At 73.9% G+C, this 20,081-nt stretch carries 19 protein-coding genes and 2 pseudogenes; 13 read left to right on the top strand and 8 right to left on the bottom strand.

The genetic code is table 11. The features are described 5' to 3' along the window. Positions 1-637 precede the first annotated feature (637 nt). The gene (locus IW256_RS07475; protein WP_197010255.1) at positions 638-2,569 is read left to right on the top strand and encodes a serine/threonine-protein kinase; all 1,932 of its coding nucleotides are present in this window, start codon (positions 638-640) and stop codon (positions 2,567-2,569) included. 70 nt (positions 2,570-2,639) lie between these two features. Here IW256_RS07475 and IW256_RS07480 read toward each other — a convergent pair whose 3' ends face one another. The 6 genes from IW256_RS07480 to ligD (IW256_RS07505) all read right to left on the bottom strand — a co-directional run bounded on the left by IW256_RS07480 (position 2,640) and on the right by ligD (IW256_RS07505) (position 6,568). Further along, positions 2,640-2,924: a GlsB/YeaQ/YmgE family stress response membrane protein gene (locus IW256_RS07480; protein WP_197010256.1), complete on the bottom strand. Its 285-nt coding sequence runs from the start codon at positions 2,922-2,924 to the stop codon at positions 2,640-2,642. A 239-nt stretch (positions 2,925-3,163) separates the two neighbouring features. After that, positions 3,164-3,391, bottom strand: coding sequence for a DUF3107 domain-containing protein (locus tag IW256_RS07485; RefSeq protein ID WP_197010257.1), 228 nt, complete (start codon positions 3,389-3,391; stop codon positions 3,164-3,166). Between the two features lie 215 nt (positions 3,392-3,606). After that, a complete protein-coding gene (locus tag IW256_RS07490) occupies positions 3,607-4,233 on the bottom strand; it encodes a TetR/AcrR family transcriptional regulator (protein ID WP_197010258.1) in 627 nt (208 codons plus the stop codon). 180 nt (positions 4,234-4,413) lie between these two features. Further along, the gene (locus IW256_RS07495; RefSeq protein WP_231403694.1) at positions 4,414-4,629 is read right to left on the bottom strand and encodes a hypothetical protein; all 216 of its coding nucleotides are present in this window, start codon (positions 4,627-4,629) and stop codon (positions 4,414-4,416) included. A 72-nt stretch (positions 4,630-4,701) separates the two neighbouring features. Next, the gene (ligD, locus tag IW256_RS07500; protein ID WP_197010259.1) at positions 4,702-5,604 is read right to left on the bottom strand and encodes a non-homologous end-joining DNA ligase; all 903 of its coding nucleotides are present in this window, start codon (positions 5,602-5,604) and stop codon (positions 4,702-4,704) included. Next, positions 5,594-6,568, bottom strand: a complete 975-nt coding sequence (gene ligD, locus IW256_RS07505) for a non-homologous end-joining DNA ligase (RefSeq protein ID WP_197010260.1) — start codon at positions 6,566-6,568, stop codon at positions 5,594-5,596. The genes ligD (IW256_RS07500) and ligD (IW256_RS07505) overlap by 11 nt, the downstream gene beginning before the upstream one ends. Positions 6,569-6,684: 116 nt before the next feature. Here ligD (IW256_RS07505) and ku point away from each other — a divergent pair, with 116 nt between their 5' ends. Then, positions 6,685-7,596, top strand: coding sequence for a non-homologous end joining protein Ku (gene ku, locus IW256_RS07510; RefSeq protein WP_197010261.1), 912 nt, complete (start codon positions 6,685-6,687; stop codon positions 7,594-7,596). Positions 7,597-7,627: 31 nt separating this feature from the next. Further along, positions 7,628-8,380 (top strand): hypothetical protein, encoded by a 753-nt coding sequence (locus IW256_RS07515; protein ID WP_197010262.1) that lies wholly within the window; start codon positions 7,628-7,630, stop codon positions 8,378-8,380. A 33-nt stretch (positions 8,381-8,413) separates the two neighbouring features. On the opposite strand, the gene IW256_RS07520 is transcribed toward IW256_RS07515, so the two are convergent. Together IW256_RS07520 and moeZ are read right to left on the bottom strand one after the other, a co-directional pair. Continuing rightward, positions 8,414-8,914: a superoxide dismutase family protein gene (locus IW256_RS07520; RefSeq protein ID WP_197010263.1), complete on the bottom strand. Its 501-nt coding sequence runs from the start codon at positions 8,912-8,914 to the stop codon at positions 8,414-8,416. A gap of 232 nt (positions 8,915-9,146) precedes the next feature. Continuing rightward, positions 9,147-10,328: an adenylyltransferase/sulfurtransferase MoeZ gene (gene moeZ / locus IW256_RS07525; protein ID WP_197010264.1), complete on the bottom strand. Its 1,182-nt coding sequence runs from the start codon at positions 10,326-10,328 to the stop codon at positions 9,147-9,149. A 194-nt stretch (positions 10,329-10,522) separates the two neighbouring features. On the opposite strand from moeZ, the gene IW256_RS07530 reads away from it, so the two are divergent. The 10 genes and pseudogenes from IW256_RS07530 (at position 10,523) to IW256_RS07570 (ending at position 20,076) form a co-directional block, all read left to right on the top strand. Next, positions 10,523-10,738 carry a hypothetical protein gene (locus tag IW256_RS07530; protein WP_197016847.1) on the top strand — a complete coding sequence of 72 codons (216 nt, stop codon included), beginning with the start codon at positions 10,523-10,525 and terminating at the stop codon, positions 10,736-10,738. A gap of 135 nt (positions 10,739-10,873) precedes the next feature. Further along, positions 10,874-11,068: a CsbD family protein gene (locus tag IW256_RS07535; protein WP_197010265.1), complete on the top strand. Its 195-nt coding sequence runs from the start codon at positions 10,874-10,876 to the stop codon at positions 11,066-11,068. Positions 11,069-11,186: 118 nt separating this feature from the next. Further along, positions 11,187-12,023 (top strand): hypothetical protein, encoded by an 837-nt coding sequence (locus IW256_RS07540; RefSeq protein WP_197010266.1) that lies wholly within the window; start codon positions 11,187-11,189, stop codon positions 12,021-12,023. Continuing rightward, entirely contained in the window at positions 12,023-13,402 is a 1,380-nt protein-coding gene (locus IW256_RS07545; protein WP_197010267.1) for a S8 family peptidase, read from the top strand. Before IW256_RS07540 ends, IW256_RS07545 begins: the two co-directional genes overlap by 1 nt. 202 nt (positions 13,403-13,604) lie before the next feature. Continuing rightward, complete coding sequence (locus IW256_RS07550; protein ID WP_197010268.1) at positions 13,605-14,306, top strand: hypothetical protein; 702 nt, start codon at positions 13,605-13,607, stop codon at positions 14,304-14,306. Then, the gene (locus IW256_RS07555; RefSeq protein ID WP_197010269.1) at positions 14,300-15,583 is read left to right on the top strand and encodes a S8 family peptidase; all 1,284 of its coding nucleotides are present in this window, start codon (positions 14,300-14,302) and stop codon (positions 15,581-15,583) included. Before IW256_RS07550 ends, IW256_RS07555 begins: the two co-directional genes overlap by 7 nt. Continuing rightward, positions 15,567-15,872, top strand: coding sequence for an MGMT family protein (locus IW256_RS07560; protein WP_197010270.1), 306 nt, complete (start codon positions 15,567-15,569; stop codon positions 15,870-15,872). Before IW256_RS07555 ends, IW256_RS07560 begins: the two co-directional genes overlap by 17 nt. Before the next feature lie 98 nt (positions 15,873-15,970). After that, positions 15,971-16,315 (top strand): annotated as a pseudogene (locus IW256_RS43220) (PucR family transcriptional regulator ligand-binding domain-containing protein); the annotation flags it as partial. Positions 16,316-16,438: 123 nt separating this feature from the next. Continuing rightward, positions 16,439-16,651, top strand: a pseudogene (locus IW256_RS43225) (PucR family transcriptional regulator); the annotation flags it as partial. A gap of 215 nt (positions 16,652-16,866) precedes the next feature. Continuing rightward, positions 16,867-20,076, top strand: a complete 3,210-nt coding sequence (locus IW256_RS07570; RefSeq protein WP_307828777.1) for an ATP-dependent helicase — start codon at positions 16,867-16,869, stop codon at positions 20,074-20,076. The last annotated feature ends 5 nt before the right edge of the window (positions 20,077-20,081 follow it).

Consider the following 20,081-nt stretch of genomic DNA (forward strand, 5'->3'; position numbering starts at 1 on the left):
CCAGCCTCCAAAGTGCGGGGTCCTCGCTCCCGGGGCGGCGTTGCTCCGGGCCCCGGCACCGCGCTGTCGCGGTGGGCCGGGGCGATCGAACACACCGGCTCCCTCCGGGGCCGTCCCCCTGGGACGGGCCGCCGGTTCGCCGTGTGTGGCCGCGCGCTCGCGCGGGAGGGACCAGCCGTCGATCAAGATTCCTTCGGCGACCGCGATCAGGGGTTGAGCGCAGTCACTCGCTGTGGCTGCGTGCGGTCACACTCCGCGACGCAGTGTACCGACCCTCCGATGCGTTCACCAATGGCCGATCGTCAAGTGGAACGCCGCGCCCTGCTCCCGCTATTCCCTGTCATGACCGAAATGGTGTATATGCGGGACCGCTGTGCGGTGACGGGGCCCGGCACGACCGCTGTGACGGCCGTGCCCGGTGGGGTGCGGTGGTCCGTACGGGGGGCCGCGCAGGAACCTCCCGAGCCCGGCCAAATCGGCCACTGTCGGCCAGCAACCTGACGCGGGCCCGGTGAATCTCACGGGGGGCACGCGAGGGGAGCGGGTTCGTCCCGCCCGCCGCGGTGCGCGATGATCACGAGTTTGGAACGCGCCCGGAACGGCCGCGCCGCCGGGCTTTCGCCGATGCCGGAGGAACATGGACGACAACTGGCGGATCGACGGGTTCACCGAGGTCCGGGAGCTGGGCGCGGGCGCGCAGGGCAGGGTGGTGCTGGCCCGCCACACCACCGCGGGCACCCCGGTCGCGATCAAGTACCTGATCCGGCGGGACGGCGACGCGACGGCCATCGAGCGGCTCCGTGAAGAGGCCCTCATGCTGGGCCGGGTCACCGATCCGCACGTGGTGCGGCTCTACCGGTTCGTCGTCGGTGAGCGAGGCGCCGCGCTGGTGATGGAGGCGGTGGACGGGGTCTCGCTCAAGGAACTGCTGTCCCGCCACGGCGCGCTGGGACCGGAGGCCGCGCTCACCGTGCTGAAGGGGTCCCTGCTGGGCCTGGCGGCGGCGCACGAGGTGGGCGTGGTGCACCGGGACTACAAGCCGGCGAACGTGGTGGTGCGGTCCGACGGGCTGAGCAAGCTGATCGACTTCGGGATCGCGGCGCTGGCGGGGGACGGGTCGCGCTCGGGGACGCCCGCGTACATGGCGCCGGAGCAGTGGCGCGGCGACGCGGCCTCCCCGGCCACCGACGTGTACGCGGCGACCTGCGTGTTCTTCGAATGCGTCACCGGGCGCCGCCCGTACGAGGGCAAGGGCCTGCACCTCCTGCGGGAGGGGCACCTGAACGCCGCCCCGCCCCTGGAGGCCGTACCGGGGCCGCTGCGCGACCTCGTCCGGCGCGGCATGGCCAAGCAGGCGGGGGAGCGGCCCCCGGCGGCGTCGGCGTTCGTCGCCGAGCTGGAGGCGGCGGCGACGGCGGCGTACGGGCCGGGCTGGGAGCAGCGCGGCGTGCGCGCCATGGCCGGGGCCGCGGTGGCGCTCGCGGCGCTCTTCCCGCTGGTCGCCGCCGGTCTGGCTCCGTCCGCCGCGGGTGTGGCCGGCACGGCGGCGGCGGGTACGGCGGCGGCGGGCACGGCGGCCGGAGCGGGAGCGGGCGCGGCCGGTGCGGGGGCGGCCGGTGCGGGTGCGGGAGCCGCCGGGGGAACGGCCGTGGCCGGTGGTACGGCCGTGGGTGGTACGGCCGCCGGGGGCACGGCGGCGGGCGCGGCCGGGGGCGGGATCCTCGCGGCCACCGGCACCAAGATCGTGGCGACCGCGGCCGTCACCGCCCTCGCCGCGGGCGGGGTCGGCACCTACGCCGCGACCGGCGGCGACGATTCGCCCGCGACGCCCGCACTGGTCTCGGTCAGCGCGCGGGTGGTGACGGCGAACCAGGCCGCGGCCGGCGGCGCGGCGGCCGCGGTACAGCAGTACGTGACCGTGAGCGGGCACCACGACAGAGCCGTGGAACGGCGGATCAACGCCACGCTGCGCGCCGTGTCCGACCAGCGGCTGTCGGTGTACCGCAAGGAGTACGGCGGGAACCCGGACGTGAAGGACGTCCAGGCCACCGCTGGGGTGACCCTCAAGACGAACCGGCTGATCTCGGTCGCCTACACCTTCGGTGTCGCCCCCCGGCCCGGTTCCATGGGCAACTGGGTGAAGAACGTCGGGAGCGTGGCCACGGTCGTCGTCGACCTGACCGACGGCCGGACCCTGGGCGCGCGCGATCTGTTCGCGGCGGCCACGCTGACCCCGGCCGGTCTCGCCCGGCTGGCCGCCCGCCTGAAGCCCTTCGACAAGCGCGAGTGCCTGCGGCGCTCGCCCTACGTGATGGAGCCCTACAAGCCGTTCCGGTTCGGGCTCACGGACCTGCACCGGCCCGGATCGCCGATCCAGGTGACGCTGAGCGCGGGCGAGGTGCGGTTCGACATCGCCGTGGAGGAGCTGGACATGACCATGAACGGGCAGGTGTGCCAGACGACCGACACGGTGGTCCCGGTGGACAAGATCGCGGACCTGATGGCGCCGGGCGTGGTGACCGAGGTGAGATCGGCCACACCGACCCCCACGCCCTCCGCCACGTCCTGAGGCGCCGGGCCCGGACATGCTCGTGCGGGCGGCCCGGGGGCCGCCCGCACGAAGGATCAGGGGGCGGGGGTCAGTGGGTGTGGCGCCGCGCGCCCCAGCCACGGCCACCGCGTCCGCGGCTGTTCAGCGAGGTGAGCGCCGCCACGCCGAGGGCGGCGATCACCACCGAGAAGACGATCGCGACGAGGGTGCCCGCACCGAGGGCGTCGGCCACCACACCGCCGAGGATCGCCCCGACGACCCCGACGAGGATCGTGAGCAGGATCCCGATCGGGTTGCGCCCCGGAACGATCAGCCGGGCCAGAGCCCCGACGACGGCCCCGACGACGATGAACCAGAGGATCGTCGTGAGCATTGGTCGATCACCATCCGTATGTTCTGGGGGCGTGTCCCCGCACCGCCGTGGTGCGTGTTCACGACCCGTGGTCGGCGATCGATATGCCCTATGAGCACGATTCAAACGTGCACCCGTCCGAACAGCCCCAAAACGGGCACTTCGGTCGGCTCTGGAACGGCCTCGGAAGGGGCTGGGAAGGGGGGTCGGAACGGGCTCCGGCCGGGTGCGCTCCGGGTGCGCTCCGGGCGCGGTCGGGCTTACTGGCCGCCGAAGCCCACGGTGCGGCCCGCCTCCTCGGCGATCTCCAGGTAGCCCAGCCGCTCGGCGGGGACGACCACCCGGCCGCCGCGCTGGTCCTGGAGCACCAGCACGCCCCGCGGCCCGGCCAGCGCCTCGGCCAGGGCCTCCTGCACCTCGTCGGCGGACTGTGCCGTCTCGACCACGAGTTCCTTGGCCACGAACTGGACGCCGATGCGAACCTGCACGCGCTGCTCCCTTGTCACCGCCGCCCCGCCAGGCCCGGCGGGACGTCCTCACCCGATGGTCGCACGGAGAACGCCCGGCACGCCGCCGGGCGGCTTCGCCGCGAGTGAACGGGACCGGCGCACGAGAACGGGGCCCGCCGTACGAGCGGGGCCCGCCGTACGAGCGGGGCCCGGCGCACGAGAGCGTGCGTGCCGCGGGCGGGTCGGCCGGCCGGTCAGCCCGCCGGGGTCATCGGGAAGCCGGAGATGCCGCGCCAGGCGAGCCGGGCGATGATCTTCTCGGCGGTGTCCTTGGGGACGGCGCGCTGCTGCGACAGCCAGTAGCGGGCGCTGACCTCGGCCATGCCCACCAGGCCCATGCCGAGCAGGTACGCCTCGTCGGTGGGGGCGTCGGTGTCCTCGGCGATCACGCGGGCGATCATCTCGGCGCACTGGTGGTTGGCCCGCTCCACCCGGGCGCGCACCGGTGCCACGTTGCGCAGGTCGGACTCGAAGACCAGGCGGTACGCCTCGCCCTCACCGGCCACGAAGTCGTAGAAGGCCCGCATGCTCGCCTGCACGCGCAGCTTGTTGTCCGTGGTGGACTCCAGCGCCTCGCGGACGGTCCTCACCAGGCCCTCGGCGTGCTCGTCCAGCAGCGCCAGGTAGAGCTCCAGCTTGCCGGGGAAGTGCTGGTAGAGCACCGGCTTGCTGACGCCGGCGCGCTCGGCGATCTCGTCCATCGCCGCGGCGTGATAGCCCTGGGCGACGAACACCTCCTGGGCCGCGCCGAGCAGTTGCCTGCGGCGCGCCAGTCGCGGCAGTCGCGTGCCACGAGGGCGGGCGTCCGGGGTCGCGGTCACCACACTCTCCGATCACCGAATCAGTGCGACGGAAAGGGGTACCCGCCGCTGGGAACCAATCCCCTCATCCTACGCGCCGGTAACCTCGCCGGTCACCCACAACGCGGAGGTCGGGGGAAACGGCGGAGAGGCGCCGGGACGAGGAGTCGTGAGGGCCGGGGCAGGCCGGTGACACCCGGGTCAGCGGTAGTCGTCCTCGTCCAGCTCGACCACCCGCCGCTGCTCGGCCAGGTCCGCCTCGTCCGCGTCGAAGGGTACCGGCTGCGGCGCCTCCGGGGCGCCCTCATCCTCGCGCAGGGCGAGCCGCTGCTCGGCGGCGTCGGCCTCGGGCGCCTCCTCGGGCCGCTCCTCCTCGGTGGCCAGGGGGTCGGGCTCGACTGGGTTCATCTCGCTCATTCCGGGGTCTCCTCTCCTGCAAGAGCTGCCAGGTCCTACCCGGCGCTGAGGACGTCTATGCCCTCCGGCGGTCTAGGGAAGGGCCTGTTCGTGCTCGTCGAGAAGGGGACGCAGGAGGTCGCCGTGCTCGTCCACCCTCTCCAGGACCTCGTCGGGGGAGAAGGCCAGGTCGCCGGCCTCGTCGCAGCCCTCCAGCTCCTCCCAGGTGAGGGGGGTGGAGACGCCCGGCCGCTCGGCCGCCCGCAGCGAGTAGGGGGCGACGGTGGTCTTGGCGGGGTTGTTCTGGCTCCAGTCCACCAGGACCTTCCCCTTGCGCAGCCGCTTGTCCATCTTGCTGACCACCAGGTCCGGATGGTCGGCGGCGAGGCGCTGCGCGGCCTCCTTGGCGTAGGCGGAGGTCCGGTCGTCCTCCTTGATCGGCACGTACAGGTGCAGGCCCTTCTTGCCGCTGGTCTTGGGGTGGGAGTCGAGGCCGTCGGCGGCCAGCAGCCGGCGCAGCAGCACGGCGACCTCGCAGGCGTCGACGATCGTCGCGGGCGCCCCCGGGTCCAGGTCGAACACCATCAGGTCGGGGTCGTGCAGCTTGCCGCGCGGCCCCACCTTCCACTGCGGCACGTGCAGCTCCAGCGCGGCGAGGTTGGCGCACCAGACCAGCGTGGGCAGGTCGTCCACGACGACGAACTCCAGGGAGTCGCGCCCGGTGGAGCTGCCCGGCGTGGGAACGGTCGCGGTACGGACCCAGCCGGGCGTGTGGGCGGGCGCGTTCTTCTCGAAGAACGAGCCGCCGCGCACCCCGTCCGGCCAGCGGATGCGGGTGGCGGGACGGTCCTTCAGGTGCGGGAGCATGACCGGCGCGATCCGCGCGTAGTAGTCGATGACCTCGCCCTTCGTGAAGGCGGGGTAGAGGTTCTTGCCGAGGTTGGAGAGCGTCAGCTCCCTGCCCTCCACGTCGACGCTGGTCTTGTCAGGGCTCACCGATCACCTCGAGGGGGTCCTTGTCGTCGCGCAGGCCGCGCCAGGTGGGGAAGCGCAGCCGGCCGTCCCTGGTCCGTACGCTGTAGGCGACCTCCCCGACGAGACGCGGCTCAACCCACTGGGCGTCGCGGGAGAACTCGCGCGGCACCGGCTCGTCGAACGGGGAGGTGGCGCGGCGCAGCGGCCACAGCGTCGCGTACAGCTCGTCCAGGGCGCGGTCGCTGAAGCCGGTGCCGACATGGCCGACGAAGCACAGCCGGCCCTTGGCGTCGTACTCGCCGAGCAGCAGCGACCCGACCCCGCCCTCGCGCCGCCCGCGGCCCGGTTTCCAGCCGCAGACGACCACCTCCCGGGTGAGGAAGTTCTTCACCTTGCGCCAGAAGTCCACCCTGCGGCCGGGCCGGTAGCGGGAGTCGAGCCGTTTGGCCATCAGCCCCTCGAGCCGCTGCTCCTTGGTGAACTCCATCAGCTCGGCGACCTGCGCGGAGTCGCCGCCGTCCAGGAACGGGGGCACCTCGACCGGCCCGGTGCCGCCCAGGTCCAGGTCCGCCAGCAGCGCCCTGCGCTCGGTGTAGGGGGTGTCGTAGAGGAGCCGGCCGTCGAGGTAGAGCAGGTCGAACACCACGTAGCGGACGGGGACCTCCCGGATCAGCCGCGGGTCGGGGCGGCCGATGTGCATGCGGCGCTGGAGCCGTTCGAAACTGGGCCGCCCGTCCTCGAAGGCGACCACCTCGCCGTCCAGGACCACGTCGTGCTGGGGCAGGAGGTCGGCGAGCCCGGACAGCTCGGGGTAGCGTCCGGCCAGTTCGGTGACGCGGCGCCCGCTGGCCCGCACACCGTCGGCCGAGACGTAGGTGATGACGCGGACGCCGTCCCACTTGAGCTCGAGCGCCCAGCGTCCGGTGTCGTCGGGAAGTTCTCCGGTGGCGGCCATCATGGGGCGTACGGGCCACGGCATGGTCATAACCGCGTCTTACCCTCCCCTCGGTTGCGAGAAAAAAGGATCAAGAGTGTGTTTCTGGCGTAAATCACGCCAGGTTGCGAGGCTAAGGAGGACAGGCGTCGGGGTAAGGACGGACCATGCGCAGTATCTGGAAGGGTGCGATCTCCTTCGGGCTGGTGACGATCCCCGTGAAGGTCTACTCGGCGACCGAGCAGCGGGACGTCTCCTTCCACCAGGTGCACCGCGAGGACGGGGGCCGCATCAAGTACAAGCGGGTCTGCACCGTCGACGGTGAGGAGGTCCAGTACGGCGACATCGCCAAGGGCTACGAGCTGCCCAGCGGCGACATGGTCGTGCTGACCGACGAGGACTTCGCCGACCTTCCGCTGTCCACCAGCCGCCGCATCGACGTGCTGCAGTTCGTCGAGCAGGAGGAGGTGGACCCCATCTACTTCGCCAAGTCGTACTACCTGGAGCCCGACGCCCAGGGCGCCAAGCCGTACGTGCTGCTGCGCGACGCGCTGGAGCGGTCCGACCAGGTCGCCATCGTCAAGGTGGCGCTGCGCCAGCGCGAGTCCCTGGCGACGCTGCGGGTCCGCGAGGGCGTCTTCGTCCTGGAGACCATGCTGTGGCCGGACGAGGTCCGCGCCCCCGACTTCCCGTTCCTGGAGGAGGACATCGAGGTCCGCAAGCAGGAGCTCAGCATGGCCACCTCGCTGATCGAGAGCATGCGGGGGGAGTTCGACCCGGCCGAGTACAAGGACGCCTACCGGGAGGCGCTGCAGTCGGTCATCGACGCCAAGGTCGAGGGCCGGGAGGTCACCCGTCCCGAGGCCGAGGCGGCCGAGGAGCCGGCCGCCGACCTGCTCAGCGCGCTGCGCGCCAGCGTGGAGGCGGCCAAGAAGGAACGCGGGGAGAGGAAGTCCGCCGCCAAGGCCCCGGCCAAGCGGACGGGGAAGGCGGCGGGCAAGCCGGAGCGGGGCGGGACCAAGGCGCCCTCCCCGGCCAAGAAGGGCGAGGCCAAGCCCCGCAGCCGCAAGTCGGCCTGACGCCGCCGCGGCGCACGGGAACCGGGGGCGCATGGGGAACTGGTTCGTCCGGGCCATCGTGGACACCGGCAGGCTGCGGCTGTTCTGCTTCCTGGTGGCCTTCATCGCCGCGTTCCTGTTCATCCGGTTCAGCGTCCGCATGATCCGCCGCCGGGTGCGGTGGTGGCCGGGCAACGTCACGCCCGGCGGCCACCACGTCCACCACGTGGTCTTCGGGCTGCTGTTCATGTGCGTCGGCGGCGTCGGCGGGCTGGCCGTGCCCGACACCGTCTCGGGCGCCGCCGCCGCCTTCGCGGCGGTGTTCGGCGTGGGGACGGCGCTGGTGCTGGACGAGTTCGCCCTGGTCTTCCACCTGCGGGACGTGTACTGGAGCGAGCAGGGCCGGGTCTCGGTGGAGGTCGTGATGATCGCGATCGCGCTGTCCGGCCTCCTGCTGCTGGGGCTGCGCCCCCTGGGCGTCGACGAGGTGGTCGCGCAGAAGGACGTGCCCGGCGAGCCCTGGCACCTCGTGGCGGCGCTGATGTTCAACCTGTCGCTGGCGCTGATCAGCCTCGCGAAGGGCAAGACCTGGACCGGCCTGGTCGGCCTGTTCATCGGGATCTTCGCGCTCGTCGGGGCCGTCCGGCTGGCCCGTCCCGCCTCGCCCTGGGCCCACCGCCGGTACCCGGAGGGCTCCCGCAAGCGCGCGCGGGCCGAGTCGCGCGAGGAGCGCCTGCGGGCGCCGGTGCGAAGGCTGGTGACCAAGGTGGAGGACTTCGTCGGGGGCCGTCCTTCGGGCCCGTGAAGGACGGCCCACCCCTCGGTCACCGGCGCGGCGTCACCTGCCGAACGGGACGTTGGTGCAGACCAGGCGGCGGCCCGCGTCGCCGGTGCGCTGGTTGGTGCGCTTGGCGTGGATCACGACCGACCTGGCCGCCTTGCCGACCCTCCAGGGGACGACGGTCTGGGTACGGCCCAGGCCGCCCGGACGGACCCGGACGTCCAGCCAGACCTCCTTGTTGCGCGGCCGTACGCTCGCCGCGGCCCCGGGCCTGGTGTAGTGCGGGCCGGAGTCGTCCGGGTTGGCGCCGCAGCGCCGGGTGTGGACGTGCACCCCGAGCCGCCTGTTGATCGCCTCCCGCGGGAACTCGCTCACCACCAGGTCGATGACGGTGTTGCGCTGCCCGTACTTGACGAGGACGACCGTCTTCGCCCTGGCGTAGGAGGCGTCGTAGACCTGCGACGGCCCCTCGACCCTGATGAACGGGGGCTCCCGGTGGGCGGAGGCGGAGGCCGGGCTCGCGAACAGGCTCAGCGTGATCCCCGCCGCGGTGCCCACCGCGGCCACGCTATTCAACGGTGCTGTCGGCATCGTGTTCCTCTCGTCGAGTGAACGGATGCCTCGATGATGCCTCCCCAGAGTGACCGGAACATCACTCTGTGACAGGAGTGGCGGGTGATTCGCCGAGAATTCATCTCGGCCGGGCCCGGGGAACGCGACGGCCCCCGGCCGGTGCGGGCCGGGGGCCATGGCGTCGAGCGTTCGTGCGTCGCGGAGGGAGGCGCGCCGGTCAGTAGGACGGCAGGCTCGGGTCGATCTGCTTGACCCAGGCCAGCACGCCGCCGCCGACGTGGACCGCGTCCGAGAACCCGGCGTTCTTGACCACCGCCAGCGCCTCGGCGCTGCGCACCCCCGACTTGCAGTGCAGGACGATCTTCTTGTCCTGGGGGAGCCGCTCCAGCGCGCTGCCGTCCAGGAACTCGCCCTTGGGGATCAGCGTGGCGCCGGGGATGGCGACGATCTCGTACTCGTTGGGCTCGCGCACGTCCACGAGGAAGATGTCCTCGCCGCGGTCCTGCATGGCCTTCAGCTCGGTGGCCGAGATCGTGGCGTCGACGACGGCCTCGGCGGCCTCCTCGGAGACCGCGCCGCAGAACGCCTCGTAGTCCTCCAGCAGCTCGGTCTGCGTCGGGTTCTTGCCGCACAGCGGGCACTCGGGGTCCTTGCGGACCTTGACCTGGCGGTAGTTCATCTCCAGGGCGTCGTAGATCATCAGCCGGCCCACCAGCGGCTCGCCGACGCCGGCGACCAGCTTGATCGCCTCGTTCACCTGGATGGACCCGATCGAGGCGCACAGCACGCCGAGCACGCCGCCCTCCGCGCAGGAGGGCACCATGCCGGGCGGCGGCGGCTCGGGGTAGAGGCAGCGGTAGCAGGGGCCGTGCTCGGCCCAGAACACCGACGCCTGGCCGTCGAACCGGTAGATCGAGCCCCAGACGTACGGCTTGCCGAGCAGCACCGCCGCGTCGTTCACCATGTAACGGGTCGCGAAGTTGTCGGTGCCGTCGACGATGAGGTCGTAGCGCCCGAAGATGTCCATGATGTTGTCGCGGTCGAGCGCGGTGTTGTGCACCACGACCTCGATCAGCGGGTTGATCTCGCGGACCGCGTCGGCGGCCGACTCGGCCTTGGGCTTGCCCAGCGAGGACTGCCGGTGGATGACCTGACGCTGCAGGTTGGACTCGTCCACGACGTCGAAGTCGATGATGCCGAGGGTGCCCACGCCCGCGGCGGCCAGGTACATCAGGGCGGGGGAGCCGAGGCCGCCCGCCCCGACGACGAGGACCTTGGCGTTCTTGAGCCGCTTCTGCCCGGCCATCCCGACGTCGGGAATGATCAGGTGTCGCGAGTAACGGTTGACCTCGTCGCGGGTGAGCTCCGCTGCGGGCTCGACCAGAGGTGGCAACGACACGGTGGGTGCTCCTGTGCTGACGCTCGGCTTGACGGGGGCGGACGCCTTCGTCCTCACCGCACAACCTTGCCATGCCGCGCCGCATTCCCCGAACCCCACCCGCCCGGGAACCCGCACGTCACCACGGGTGCGCGCATGAAAAGGCGCAGGCCGGGCATCCCCTCCGCCGCGGACGACGAGGGAGGAGACCGACCATGCGACTGCTGGAACGCTTCCGACGAGGCGGCCGGGGCGCGGCGGGACGCGGCCAGGGGGGCCGGGGCCGCGGCCGGACGGGCCGTACGCCGAGCTTCGGGGAGATGCGCGCCAGGATGCGGACGGAACGGGCCGAGGCCCGGCTGCTGGAGACCGAGGCGAAGATCCACCAGGAGGCCGCCCGGTACCGCCTGGGCCGGCGGCGCGCCGGGTAGGCCGGCCGGACCGGGCCGGTACGAGCCTCGCGCCCGGCCGGCCTCCGAGGCCGGTTCCCCGTTTCCCGCATGAATCGCGGCGGCGGGGGCAGGCGAGGAGCAGGGCGAGCGACGGATCGTCCGAAGGGGGACATGATGAGCTGGCTGGACAAGCTGAAGAACCGCGCCCAGCGCGCCAAGGGAAGGGCCAAGGAGGGCGCCGGCCGCGGGTCGCGCGACCCGGGCCTGGAGGCGGAGGGCCGCAAGGACCGCGTGGCCGGCGGTGCCAAACAGGCCGGCGAGAAGATCAAGGACGCGGCCCGGGAGGCGCGCCGCACCACCGAGCGCTGACCACCGAGCGCCGATCACCGGGCGGGAGGCCGCCCGCCGGTGAGGACGCCTCTCCGGCGGGACCCTCCTGACCGGTCACCCTGACGGCAGGGCGGAACAGGTCAAACCAGAGTTAATCTTGACCGTTGTGGCGTTCCTGCCCCCTTCCCCCCAGCCGCCGCCCGTTCCGGGCCCGCCGGCACCTCCGCCGACCGGCCCGCCGGGCCGGCCGGCCGTCCTGGGCCTGCACGCCCGCCAGTGGATGGTCGTGGCGATCGTCCTGGGCTGCTGCTACCTGATGGTGAGCGCGATCGCCCTCACCGGCGCCTGGGCCACGATGAACCGCGAGCCGACCGTCGCCGAGCTGCGGCACGCCGCCGCCGCCGAGGTGGCCCGGCGCTGGCAGGTCTGGCCGGCGGGCCGGATCTTCCCCGAACGGGTCGCCTACACCGTCCGCCAGGGCCGGAGCGAGTTCGCCTCCCGGACGGGCATCGCGGCCCAGACCGGCTGCGACACCACCGTGGACCCCGAGATCGCCGCCGTGCTGCGCAGGCACGGCTGCCGCGCCGTGCTCCGCGCCACCTACGCCGACCAGCTCCAGGGCGTCGTGGTCACGGTCGGCGTGGTGGCCTTCCCCGACGCCTGGAAGGCCGACCGGGCGTTCCGGGAACTGCCCGCGACGCCGCTCCCGGACCGTTCGAGCGGGGTGCGCCCCGCGCTGCGCGCCGCCTCCTTCCCCGGCACGGCCTCCGCCCGTTTCATCGACGCGGCCCGGCAGGACCGGACCTCCGACCGCGGCGGCCCGTACGTCATGCTGACCACTTCGGGCCACGCCGACGGCCGCCCGGCCGCCGCCGTCACCAAGACCCACCCCGACACCCCGTACGCCCTGGCGCCCCAGCTGGCCCGCGGCATCGTCCGTCCCCTCTCCATGCAGGCCCGGCCGGACTGCGCCGGCCGCGAATGGCGGTGCTGATGCGCGTCCCGAGAACCGGCGGCGTGGCGCTGCTGGCCCTGGCGCTCGCCGCCGCCCCCGCGTTCGCGCCCGCCCTCGCCCCGGCCGCGCACGCCGACGAGGTGCGGGACCGCCAGCGCCGCGTCCTGGCGACCCTGGACACCGAGACCGCGTGGAAGAGCACCCGCGGCGCGAACGTGACCGTGGCCGTGGTGGACTCGGGCGTGGACGCGCGGCAGGCGGACCTGGCCGGCTCGGTGATCAGCGGCCCCAACATGCTGGCCGACATCGACCGCGGCACCCGTCCGGCCCGCCTGCACGGCACCGGCATGGCCTCGCTGATCGCCGGGCACGGGCACGGCCCCGGCGGACGCGACGGCATCATGGGCGTGGCGCCGGAGGCCAAGATCCTGGCGATCCGCGCGCTGGCCGAGCGCGAGGACGCGAGCTACCGGCTCTACCGTTCCTCCGAACGGGCCGAGGACGCGGTGGCGCGCGGCATCCGGTACGCCGCCGACCACGGCGCCGACGTCGTCAACCTCTCCCTCGGCAAGTACGACGAGAACCCGGAGGAGCGCGCGGCCATCGGCTACGCCATCGGCAAGGGCGTGGTGGTGGTGTCGGCGGCCGGCAACGACGGCGACAAGCGGCGCCGCCTCGACGGCGACGGCTTCGCGCCCTACTCCTACCCGGCGGCCTATCCCGGGGTCATCGCGGTCGCCGCGACCGGCTCCGGCCACAAGCGCGCCGCCTTCTCCAACCGCAACTACTCGGTGCTGGTCTCCGCGCCCGGCGCCGGCCTCCCGGTCGCCGGTCCCGGCGGCGAGTACTTCCTCACCGACGGCACGAGCGACTCCAGCGCCCTGGTCTCGGGCATAGCGGCGCTGATCCGGTCCCGGCATCCGAAGCTGCCGCCGGCCCTGGTCACGCAGGCGATCATCGCGGGCACCCGGTACGGCCCGTCCGGCACCTACGACCCCGAGGTCGGCTTCGGCGAGGTCAACGCCGCCCGCGCGCTCGCCGCGTCCGACGCCCTCACCACCCCGCGCGGCGGCTCCGCGGGCCGGTCCCCGGGCCGGAGCCTCGGCACCGCCGAACCGGGGCCGATCGAGATCATCCACCGTCCCGGCTGGGTCACCCCCGTCATCGTGATCGTCACGGCCGGGGGCGCCGCCGGAGGCGTGGCGGCGGTCGTCATCGCCGTCATCCTCGCCCGGCGGCACCCCCGCGTTCCCGGGCCGGCCCCGGTGCCCGCGGGGGCGTCCGCCGGCGGCGTGCCGCCGCCGCGCGCGGTGCCCGGCCCGTGGGCCCCGGCGCCGCCCGCCGGAGGCCAGGCGCCGCGGCAGCAGGCCAGGGGAGAACCGCGGACGCCTCAGGAAGGGCCGTACGACCCCGTCTGACCGCGAACGCACCCCCCGTGGCCTGGCCGTTTCCGGACGCCGTTCGTGATCATGATGAGATGCGGCGCGGGTTGCATGGGGCGTCATGTCCCTCACGCCCCCTACCGCCGGGCCTCCCATGCCCATGCCGCCCGCGCCCCCCGACGGCGCGGCTCCCACGAGGAGGGCCGGGCCCCCGCTCCTGTTGATCATCGCGGTCGCGGTGCTCGGACTGGGAGCCCTCGCCGGCGGCGTCGTCCCCATCGCCGTGGACCTCACCCGGAAGCCCACGGACGCGGAGATCAGGGCCGCCGGGGTGAAGGAGCTCGCCGGCCGATGGCGGATCCTCACGGCGGGCGAGATCTTCCCGGGACGGGTCGAGGTCCGCGCCCGCGACCGCTTCATGAAGGAAATGGATCCACCGGCCTGGACGGCCGTGCGCGCGGGGATCGCCCCTGAGGCGTCCTGCGCCGCCGCGTTCGACGCCGCGCTGGCCAAGGTGCTCGCCAAGCACGGCTGCCGGACGGCGCTGCGCGCCACCTATCTCGACGGCAGCGGCACCCTGGCGGCGACCGTCGGCATCGCGGTCATGCCGGACACCCGGCGGGCGTCGCAGGCCGAGGGCGACTTCGGTGCCACGCTCGGCGTTCACGGGGTCAAGGAGCGCTACGGGGTGCGCGCGGTGCCGGTCCCGGGAACGGCCGCCGCGGCGTTCAGCGATCGACGGCGCCGGTCCTTCTGGCTCGACACCAACGGCACGCCCTACCTGTTCTTCCGCTCCAGCGGGTGGCTCGCGGACCGGGGCGGGCCGCCGCCGGCGGCGACGGACGAGACCTTCCGTTTCGCGGGTGCGGCTCTCGACAGGATCGCGCAGACGTTCGCCGCGAACGCCGATGTCTGCGAGAGACGAGGCGTGCGATGCTGATCCGCCGGATCGCCGTGCCGGTCGCCGGTGCCCTGCTGCTCGGACTGGCCCCGCCCCTGGCGCAGGGGGCGGAGGCCCGCGAGGCCACCTGGCACTCCCGGCTCATCGCGGACTTCCGGGAGGCGCACCGGACCACCCGGGGCAGGGGCGTGAAGATCGCCCTGCTCAGCGACGGGGCGGCACCGGGCGTCCGGACGCTGGGCGGGGCGCTGGAGAAGGGGAAGGACCTGGTCGGCACGCCCCGTCCCAAGCACGTGGCGGGGACCCTGATCGCGTCGGCGATCGTCGGGTCCGGGCCGACCGCCGACGCTCCGCTGGGAGTGCGCGGGCTGGCGTCCGGCGCGACGCTCATCCCGGTGCGGGTCTATGTCAACCGGAAGGAGCCCGGCTTCGCCAGGTGGTGGGACCGGACCGACCTCGGCGAGATCATCGCCAAGGGCATCCGCCACGCGGCCGACCAGGGGGCCCGGGTCATCGCGGTCGAACCCTACGACTACGACAGCGGCTACCGCAGCCAGATCCAGGCCGCCGTCGCCCACGCCCAGCGCCGCGGGGCCCTGGTCGTGGCTCTTGCCGGAAAGCGGGACGAGGACGCCGGAGCCCTGCCCGCCGCGGTCCCGGGCGTGCTCGGTGTCGGGACGGTCACCGCCAAGGGGAGGCGCGACCGGAAGGAGACCGACGCGAGCAACTCGGTGCTCCTCGCCGCCCCCGGCACGAAGACCATCTCGACCGGTCCGAAGAACGTGACCTACGAGTTCTGGGGAGGCGCCGTCGCGCTCACCTGGGCGACGGCCGCGGCGGCGCTGGTCAGGTCGGAGTACCCCGGGCTCACCCCCGGCCAGGTCGTCGAGGCGCTCACCTCCTCGGCGCGGCATCCGAAGGGGAAGGGCCGCTACGACACCGACCTGGGCCACGGGTACGTCAACCCGGCGGGCGCCCTGAAAGCGGCGCGGGAGATCTCCGAACGGCCCGCACCCGCCCCCGTTCCGGACGCCGTACGGGCGAAGGCCCTCTTCGGGGCTGAGCGGCCGGACACCATCAGGGCCGTCCCCTACGATCCGGCGATCCTGGGCGGCTTCGGCGCCCTGGCGCTCGCGGGCCTGGCCGCCGTCCTCTGCGCGGGTTGGCTCGCACTCAGGCGGCTGCGCGCCGGCAGACCCATGGCGCCCGCCGGTATGCCCGCCGCCGCACCCGCCCCCACGTCCGCCGGTATGCCCGCCCCGGTGGCGGCACCCGCCCCCGAACGGCCAGAATCGGCGGGTGAGAGCGGATCCTGACGACTATGCCGAAGCGGTGCTGGACGCGGTCGAGCGGATACCGCCCGGGCGCGTCCTGGCATACGGCGACGTGGCCGAGCTTCTCGGCGTCGGCGGACCGCGCCAGGTCGGCCGGGTGATGTCGCTGTACGGCGGCGGGGTGCCGTGGTGGCGGGTGATCCGCGCCGACGGCAGCCCGCCCTCGGGGCACGAGGTCCGCGCCCTGGAGGAGTACCGGGCCGAGGGGACGCCGCTGCGCGCGGACGGCCGCCGCGTGGACATGAGCCGCGCCCGCTGGGACGGGCGCTGACGGCCGTTCCCACGCGGCGGGCCGCCGGGCCCGGTCGCGTTTCACGGGTGTAACACGCCGGGCATCTGGCGCGAACATCCGGGCCCTAGCGTGGCGGCGTGCGGATCACTGAGCTGCTGGACGATCCGGAGCTGCGGCTTCGCCCGCTGGCCTGCCCGGAGCGGCTGGACCGTCCGGTCCAGCAGGTGTTCGTCACCGACCTGCCGGATCCCACCCGGTACCTGGACGGCGGCGAGCTGGTGCTGACCGGCCTGATGTGGCGGCGCGGCCCGTACGACTCGGCGCCGTTCGTCGCGGCGCTGGCGGCCAAGAAGGTCGCCGTCCTGGGCGCGGGCGAGGCCGTCCTGCCGGTGCCCGACGACCTGGTCGCCGCCTGCGACCGGTACGGCGTGCCGCTGGTCGCGGTCCCCCGCGAGACACCGCTGTCCCGGCTGATGACGATCGTGGTGCGCCGGCTGGACGCCGAGGACCGGGCCGCCGGGGCGCTCCCGGCCACCCACACCGCGCTGCTGGAACGGATCCCGGCCGACGAGCGCCGCGCGTTCCGGCGCCAGGTCCTGGGCGAGATCATCGGGTACGACCGGCGCCACCGCAGCGACCTCCTCGGCACTCTCACGCGGTTCCTGGCCTGCTCGGGTTCGTGGACGGTCTGCGCCCGGCTGCTCAACGTGCACGTCAACACGCTGCGGTACCGCATCCGGCGTATCGAGGAGCTGACCGGGCGCGACCTGTCGTCCCTGGAGGACCGGGTCGACCTCCTGCTCGCCCTGCGCGCCTGATCCCGCGGTCCCCGTCCGGTACCTCGCGTCCGGCGGGTCCGCCCGCCCCGCCGGGGATCGGAGTACCGGCGTCCGCGCAGGTCCACCGCGTCACATCCGCGACATGCGGCCAATGTGGTCAGAGCAGGCCCGTTGATCTGCTCCAATGAAATGTTGTGCCACCAGCCTCCTATCGCCTCGTCCGCCGCGCGGGTCCCGCGCGTGCCGTCCCGCCGGTGCTCGATGAGCAGCAGCGGCGGGTGGTCGAGCATGCGGGCGGGCCGCTGCTGGTCCTGGCCGGCCCGGGGACCGGCAAGACCACCACGATCGTCGAGGCGGTGGTCGACCGCATCGAGAACCGCGGCGTCGACCCCGAACGGGTGCTCGTCCTCACCTTCGGCCGCAAGGCGGCCGGCGAGCTGCGCGAGCGCATCACCGGCCGGCTGCGCCGCACCACCCGCACGCCGCTGGCGCTGACGTTCCACGGGTACGCGTACGCGCTGCTGCGCCGCGACGCCGTCCTGAACGAGGAGCCCCCGCCGCGGCTGCTGTCGGGGCCCGAGCAGCTGCTGGAGGTGCGGCGGCTGCTGGAGGGCGAGCTGGCCGACGGGGCCCGGGAGTGGCCCGAGCGGCTGCGCCCCGCCCTGGCCACCCGCGGCTTCGCCGAGGAGCTGCGCGACTTCTGCCTGCGCGCCGCCGAACGCGGCTACCTCCCCGAGGACTTGGTCGCGCTCGGCCGCACCCGGGGCCGCGACGACTGGACCGCGATCGGGCGGTTCATGGAGCGCTACGCCGACCGGTTCGCGGTGGACCCGGTGCAGACCTACGACTACGCCGAGCTGATCCACATGGCGGCCGGGCTCCTCGCGGACGAGGAGGTGCTGGTCCGCGAGCGCGACGCCTACGACGTGGTCTTCGTCGACGAGTACCAGGACACCGACCCCGCCCAGGAGGCCCTGCTGCGGGGGCTCGCCGGGGAGGGCCGCGACCTGGTCGTGGTGGGCGACCCGGACCAGTCGATCTACGGGTTCCGGGGCGCCGACGTGCGCGGCATCCTGGAGTTCCCGCAGCGGTTCCCGACCCTCGGCGGCGAACCGGCCCCGGTCGTCGCCCTGCGCGACTGCCGCCGGATGGGCCCGGAGGTCCTGGAGGCGTCGCGGCGGATCGCGCGCCGGCTGCCCGCCGGGATGATCTCCGCCGAGCACCGCGCGCTGCGCCCGGTCGAGCCCGCCGAGCCGTCCGAGCCGTCCGGGCCGGCCGGCGCCGGCGAGCGCGCCGCGGTCGGCGACGAGGTGCGGGCCGTGATCGCCGACTCGGAGAGCCAGGAGTCCGCGCTGGTCGCCGACGAGCTGCGCCGCGCCCACCTGCTCGACGGCGTGCCGTGGTCGCGGATGGCGGTGCTGGTGCGCAGCGCCGTGCGGCAGGTCCCGGTGCTGCGCCGCGCGCTGGCCCAGGCGGGCGTGCCGGTGGTCGTCGCCGGCGACGAGGTGCCGCTGGTCGCCGAGCCCGCCGTACGGCCGATCCTGGTCCTGCTGCGCGCGGCCCTCAAGAAGGGGTTCCTGGACGAGCTGGTCGTCGAGGACCTGCTGACGGGCCCGCTCGGCGGCGCCGACGCCCTGGGGATGCGGCGGTTCAAGCGGGCGCTGCGCGACCTGGAGGACCTGTCCGGCGGCGACCGCTCGCTGAGCGAGCTGATGGTGGCGGCGATCGACGACCCGCGCGAGCTGATCCCCGTCCACGAGAAGGTGCGCGCCCCCGCCGAGCGCGTCGCGCGGCTGATCTCCCTCGCCCGCGAGAGCGCGGACGCGGGCGGCACCGCCGAGGACGTCCTGTGGGCGGTGTGGCGCGAGAGCGGGCTCGCCGACGAGCTGCTGGAGCAGAGCGTCAAGGGCGGGACGCGGGGCGCGGCGGCCGACCGCGACCTGGACGCGGTGGTCGCGCTCTTCGACCACGCGGCGCGGTTCGTCGACCGGCTGCCCCAGGCCGGGCCCGAGCTGTTCGTCGACAACATCGCCTCCCAGGAGATCGCCGGGGACACCCTCGCCGAGCAGGCCCCGCAGGGCGAGGCGGTGCGCATCCTCACCGCGCACCGCTCCAAGGGCCTGGAGTGGGACGTGGTCGTGGTGGCCGGCGTGCAGGAGGGCGTCTGGCCGGACCTGCGGCTGCGCGGCTCGCTGCTGGGCGTGGAGGAGCTGGTCGAGCTGGCCGCCGGCAGCGAGCTGGAACGCGAGGCGCGGGCCCGCTCCCTCGACGGCGGCCGGGACGCCGCGTCCGGGACGGGCGCGGCGGCGGGCGCGTCGGTGGCCGCCAAGATGATGGACGAGGAGCGGCGGCTGTTCTACGTCGCCGTCACCCGCGCCCGCCGCCGCCTGGTCGTCACGGCCGTCGGCGGCGACGACTCCGAGGAACGCCCCTCCCGTTTCCTCAACGAGCTGCTGCCCGGCGCGATCGAACGGTCCCAGCTGGACGAGAAGACCCGCTGGCTGTCGCTGCCGGCGCTGGTGGCCGACCTGCGCTCGGTGGCGGCCGACCCCGCGCGCCCGGAGCCGATGCGGCGCGCCGCGGCCGGGCACCTGGCCCGGCTGGCGCGGGCGGGCGTGCGCGGCGCCCGGCCGGAGAACTGGTACGCCATCACCGCCCTCTCCGACAGCGGCCCCGCCTTCGCCGAGGACGAGCAGATCACCATCTCGCCGTCCCAGGTCGAGGCGTTCACCACGTGCGGCCTGCGCTGGCTGCTGGCCTCGGCGGTCGGCGCCCGGGAGGGCGGTCCGGACGAGTTCAGCACCATGGGCAAGGTCATCCACGCGGTGGCCGAGATGGCCGGCGCCGACGACGGGGTGGCCGAGGTCGACCTGGCCCGGCGGCTCGACGACATCTGGAACGACCTGGAGTTCCGCAGCTCCTGGTACTCGGAGAAGCAGCGCGAGCAGGCCGCCGCGATGGTGGACAGGTTCCTGGGCTGGCACCGCGACAATCCCAACGAGGTCGTGGCGCTGGAGGAGTCGTTCAAGGTCGACCTGGGCCGGGTCGTCATCAAGGGCCGGATCGACCGCGCCGAGCGCGACGAGCACGGCCGCGCCGTCATCATCGACATCAAGACCGGGTCCACCGCCGTCCCCAAGGACGACCTGGCCCGGCACCCGCAGCTGGGCGTCTACCAGTACGCGGTGATGCTCGGCGCGTTCGAGCGGCACGGACTGATCGAGCCGGGCGGGGCCAAGCTGGTCCAGGTCGGCAAGGCCGCGTTCACCGCGCGGGCGCGCGAGCAGGAGCAGCCGCCGCCGCACGAGGACCCCGACCCCGAGTGGCCCAAGAAGCTCATCGAGATCGTCGCCACCGGAATGGCCGGCGAGGTGTTCCAGGCCCGCGCCAACGACAAGTGTCGGACCTGCCCCGTACGGTCCTGCTGCCCCGTTCACGACGAGGGCGGGCAGGTCGGTCCATGAGACCG

The sequence above is a fragment of the Actinomadura viridis genome (genome assembly GCF_015751755.1).
Taxonomy (GTDB): Bacteria; Actinomycetota; Actinomycetes; order Streptosporangiales; family Streptosporangiaceae; genus Spirillospora; species Spirillospora viridis.

What these genes read in the sequence shown, in the direction of transcription:
- IW256_RS07475 (WP_197010255.1), top strand. Translation starts at nt 638, where the DNA reads ATGGACGACAACTGGCGGATCGACGGGTTCACCGAGGTCCGGGAGCTG.
- IW256_RS07480 (WP_197010256.1), bottom strand. Translation starts at nt 2,924, where the DNA reads ATGCTCACGACGATCCTCTGGTTCATCGTCGTCGGGGCCGTCGTCGGG.
- IW256_RS07495 (WP_231403694.1), bottom strand. Translation starts at nt 4,629, where the DNA reads ATGAGCGAGATGAACCCAGTCGAGCCCGACCCCCTGGCCACCGAGGAG.
- ligD (WP_197010260.1), bottom strand. Translation starts at nt 6,568, where the DNA reads ATGACCATGCCGTGGCCCGTACGCCCCATGATGGCCGCCACCGGAGAA.
- ku (WP_197010261.1), top strand. Translation starts at nt 6,685, where the DNA reads ATGCGCAGTATCTGGAAGGGTGCGATCTCCTTCGGGCTGGTGACGATC.
- IW256_RS07515 (WP_197010262.1), top strand. Translation starts at nt 7,628, where the DNA reads ATGGGGAACTGGTTCGTCCGGGCCATCGTGGACACCGGCAGGCTGCGG.
- IW256_RS07530 (WP_197016847.1), top strand. Translation starts at nt 10,523, where the DNA reads ATGCGACTGCTGGAACGCTTCCGACGAGGCGGCCGGGGCGCGGCGGGA.
- IW256_RS07535 (WP_197010265.1), top strand. Translation starts at nt 10,874, where the DNA reads ATGAGCTGGCTGGACAAGCTGAAGAACCGCGCCCAGCGCGCCAAGGGA.
- IW256_RS07545 (WP_197010267.1), top strand. Translation starts at nt 12,023, where the DNA reads ATGCGCGTCCCGAGAACCGGCGGCGTGGCGCTGCTGGCCCTGGCGCTC.
- IW256_RS07555 (WP_197010269.1), top strand. Translation starts at nt 14,300, where the DNA reads ATGCTGATCCGCCGGATCGCCGTGCCGGTCGCCGGTGCCCTGCTGCTC.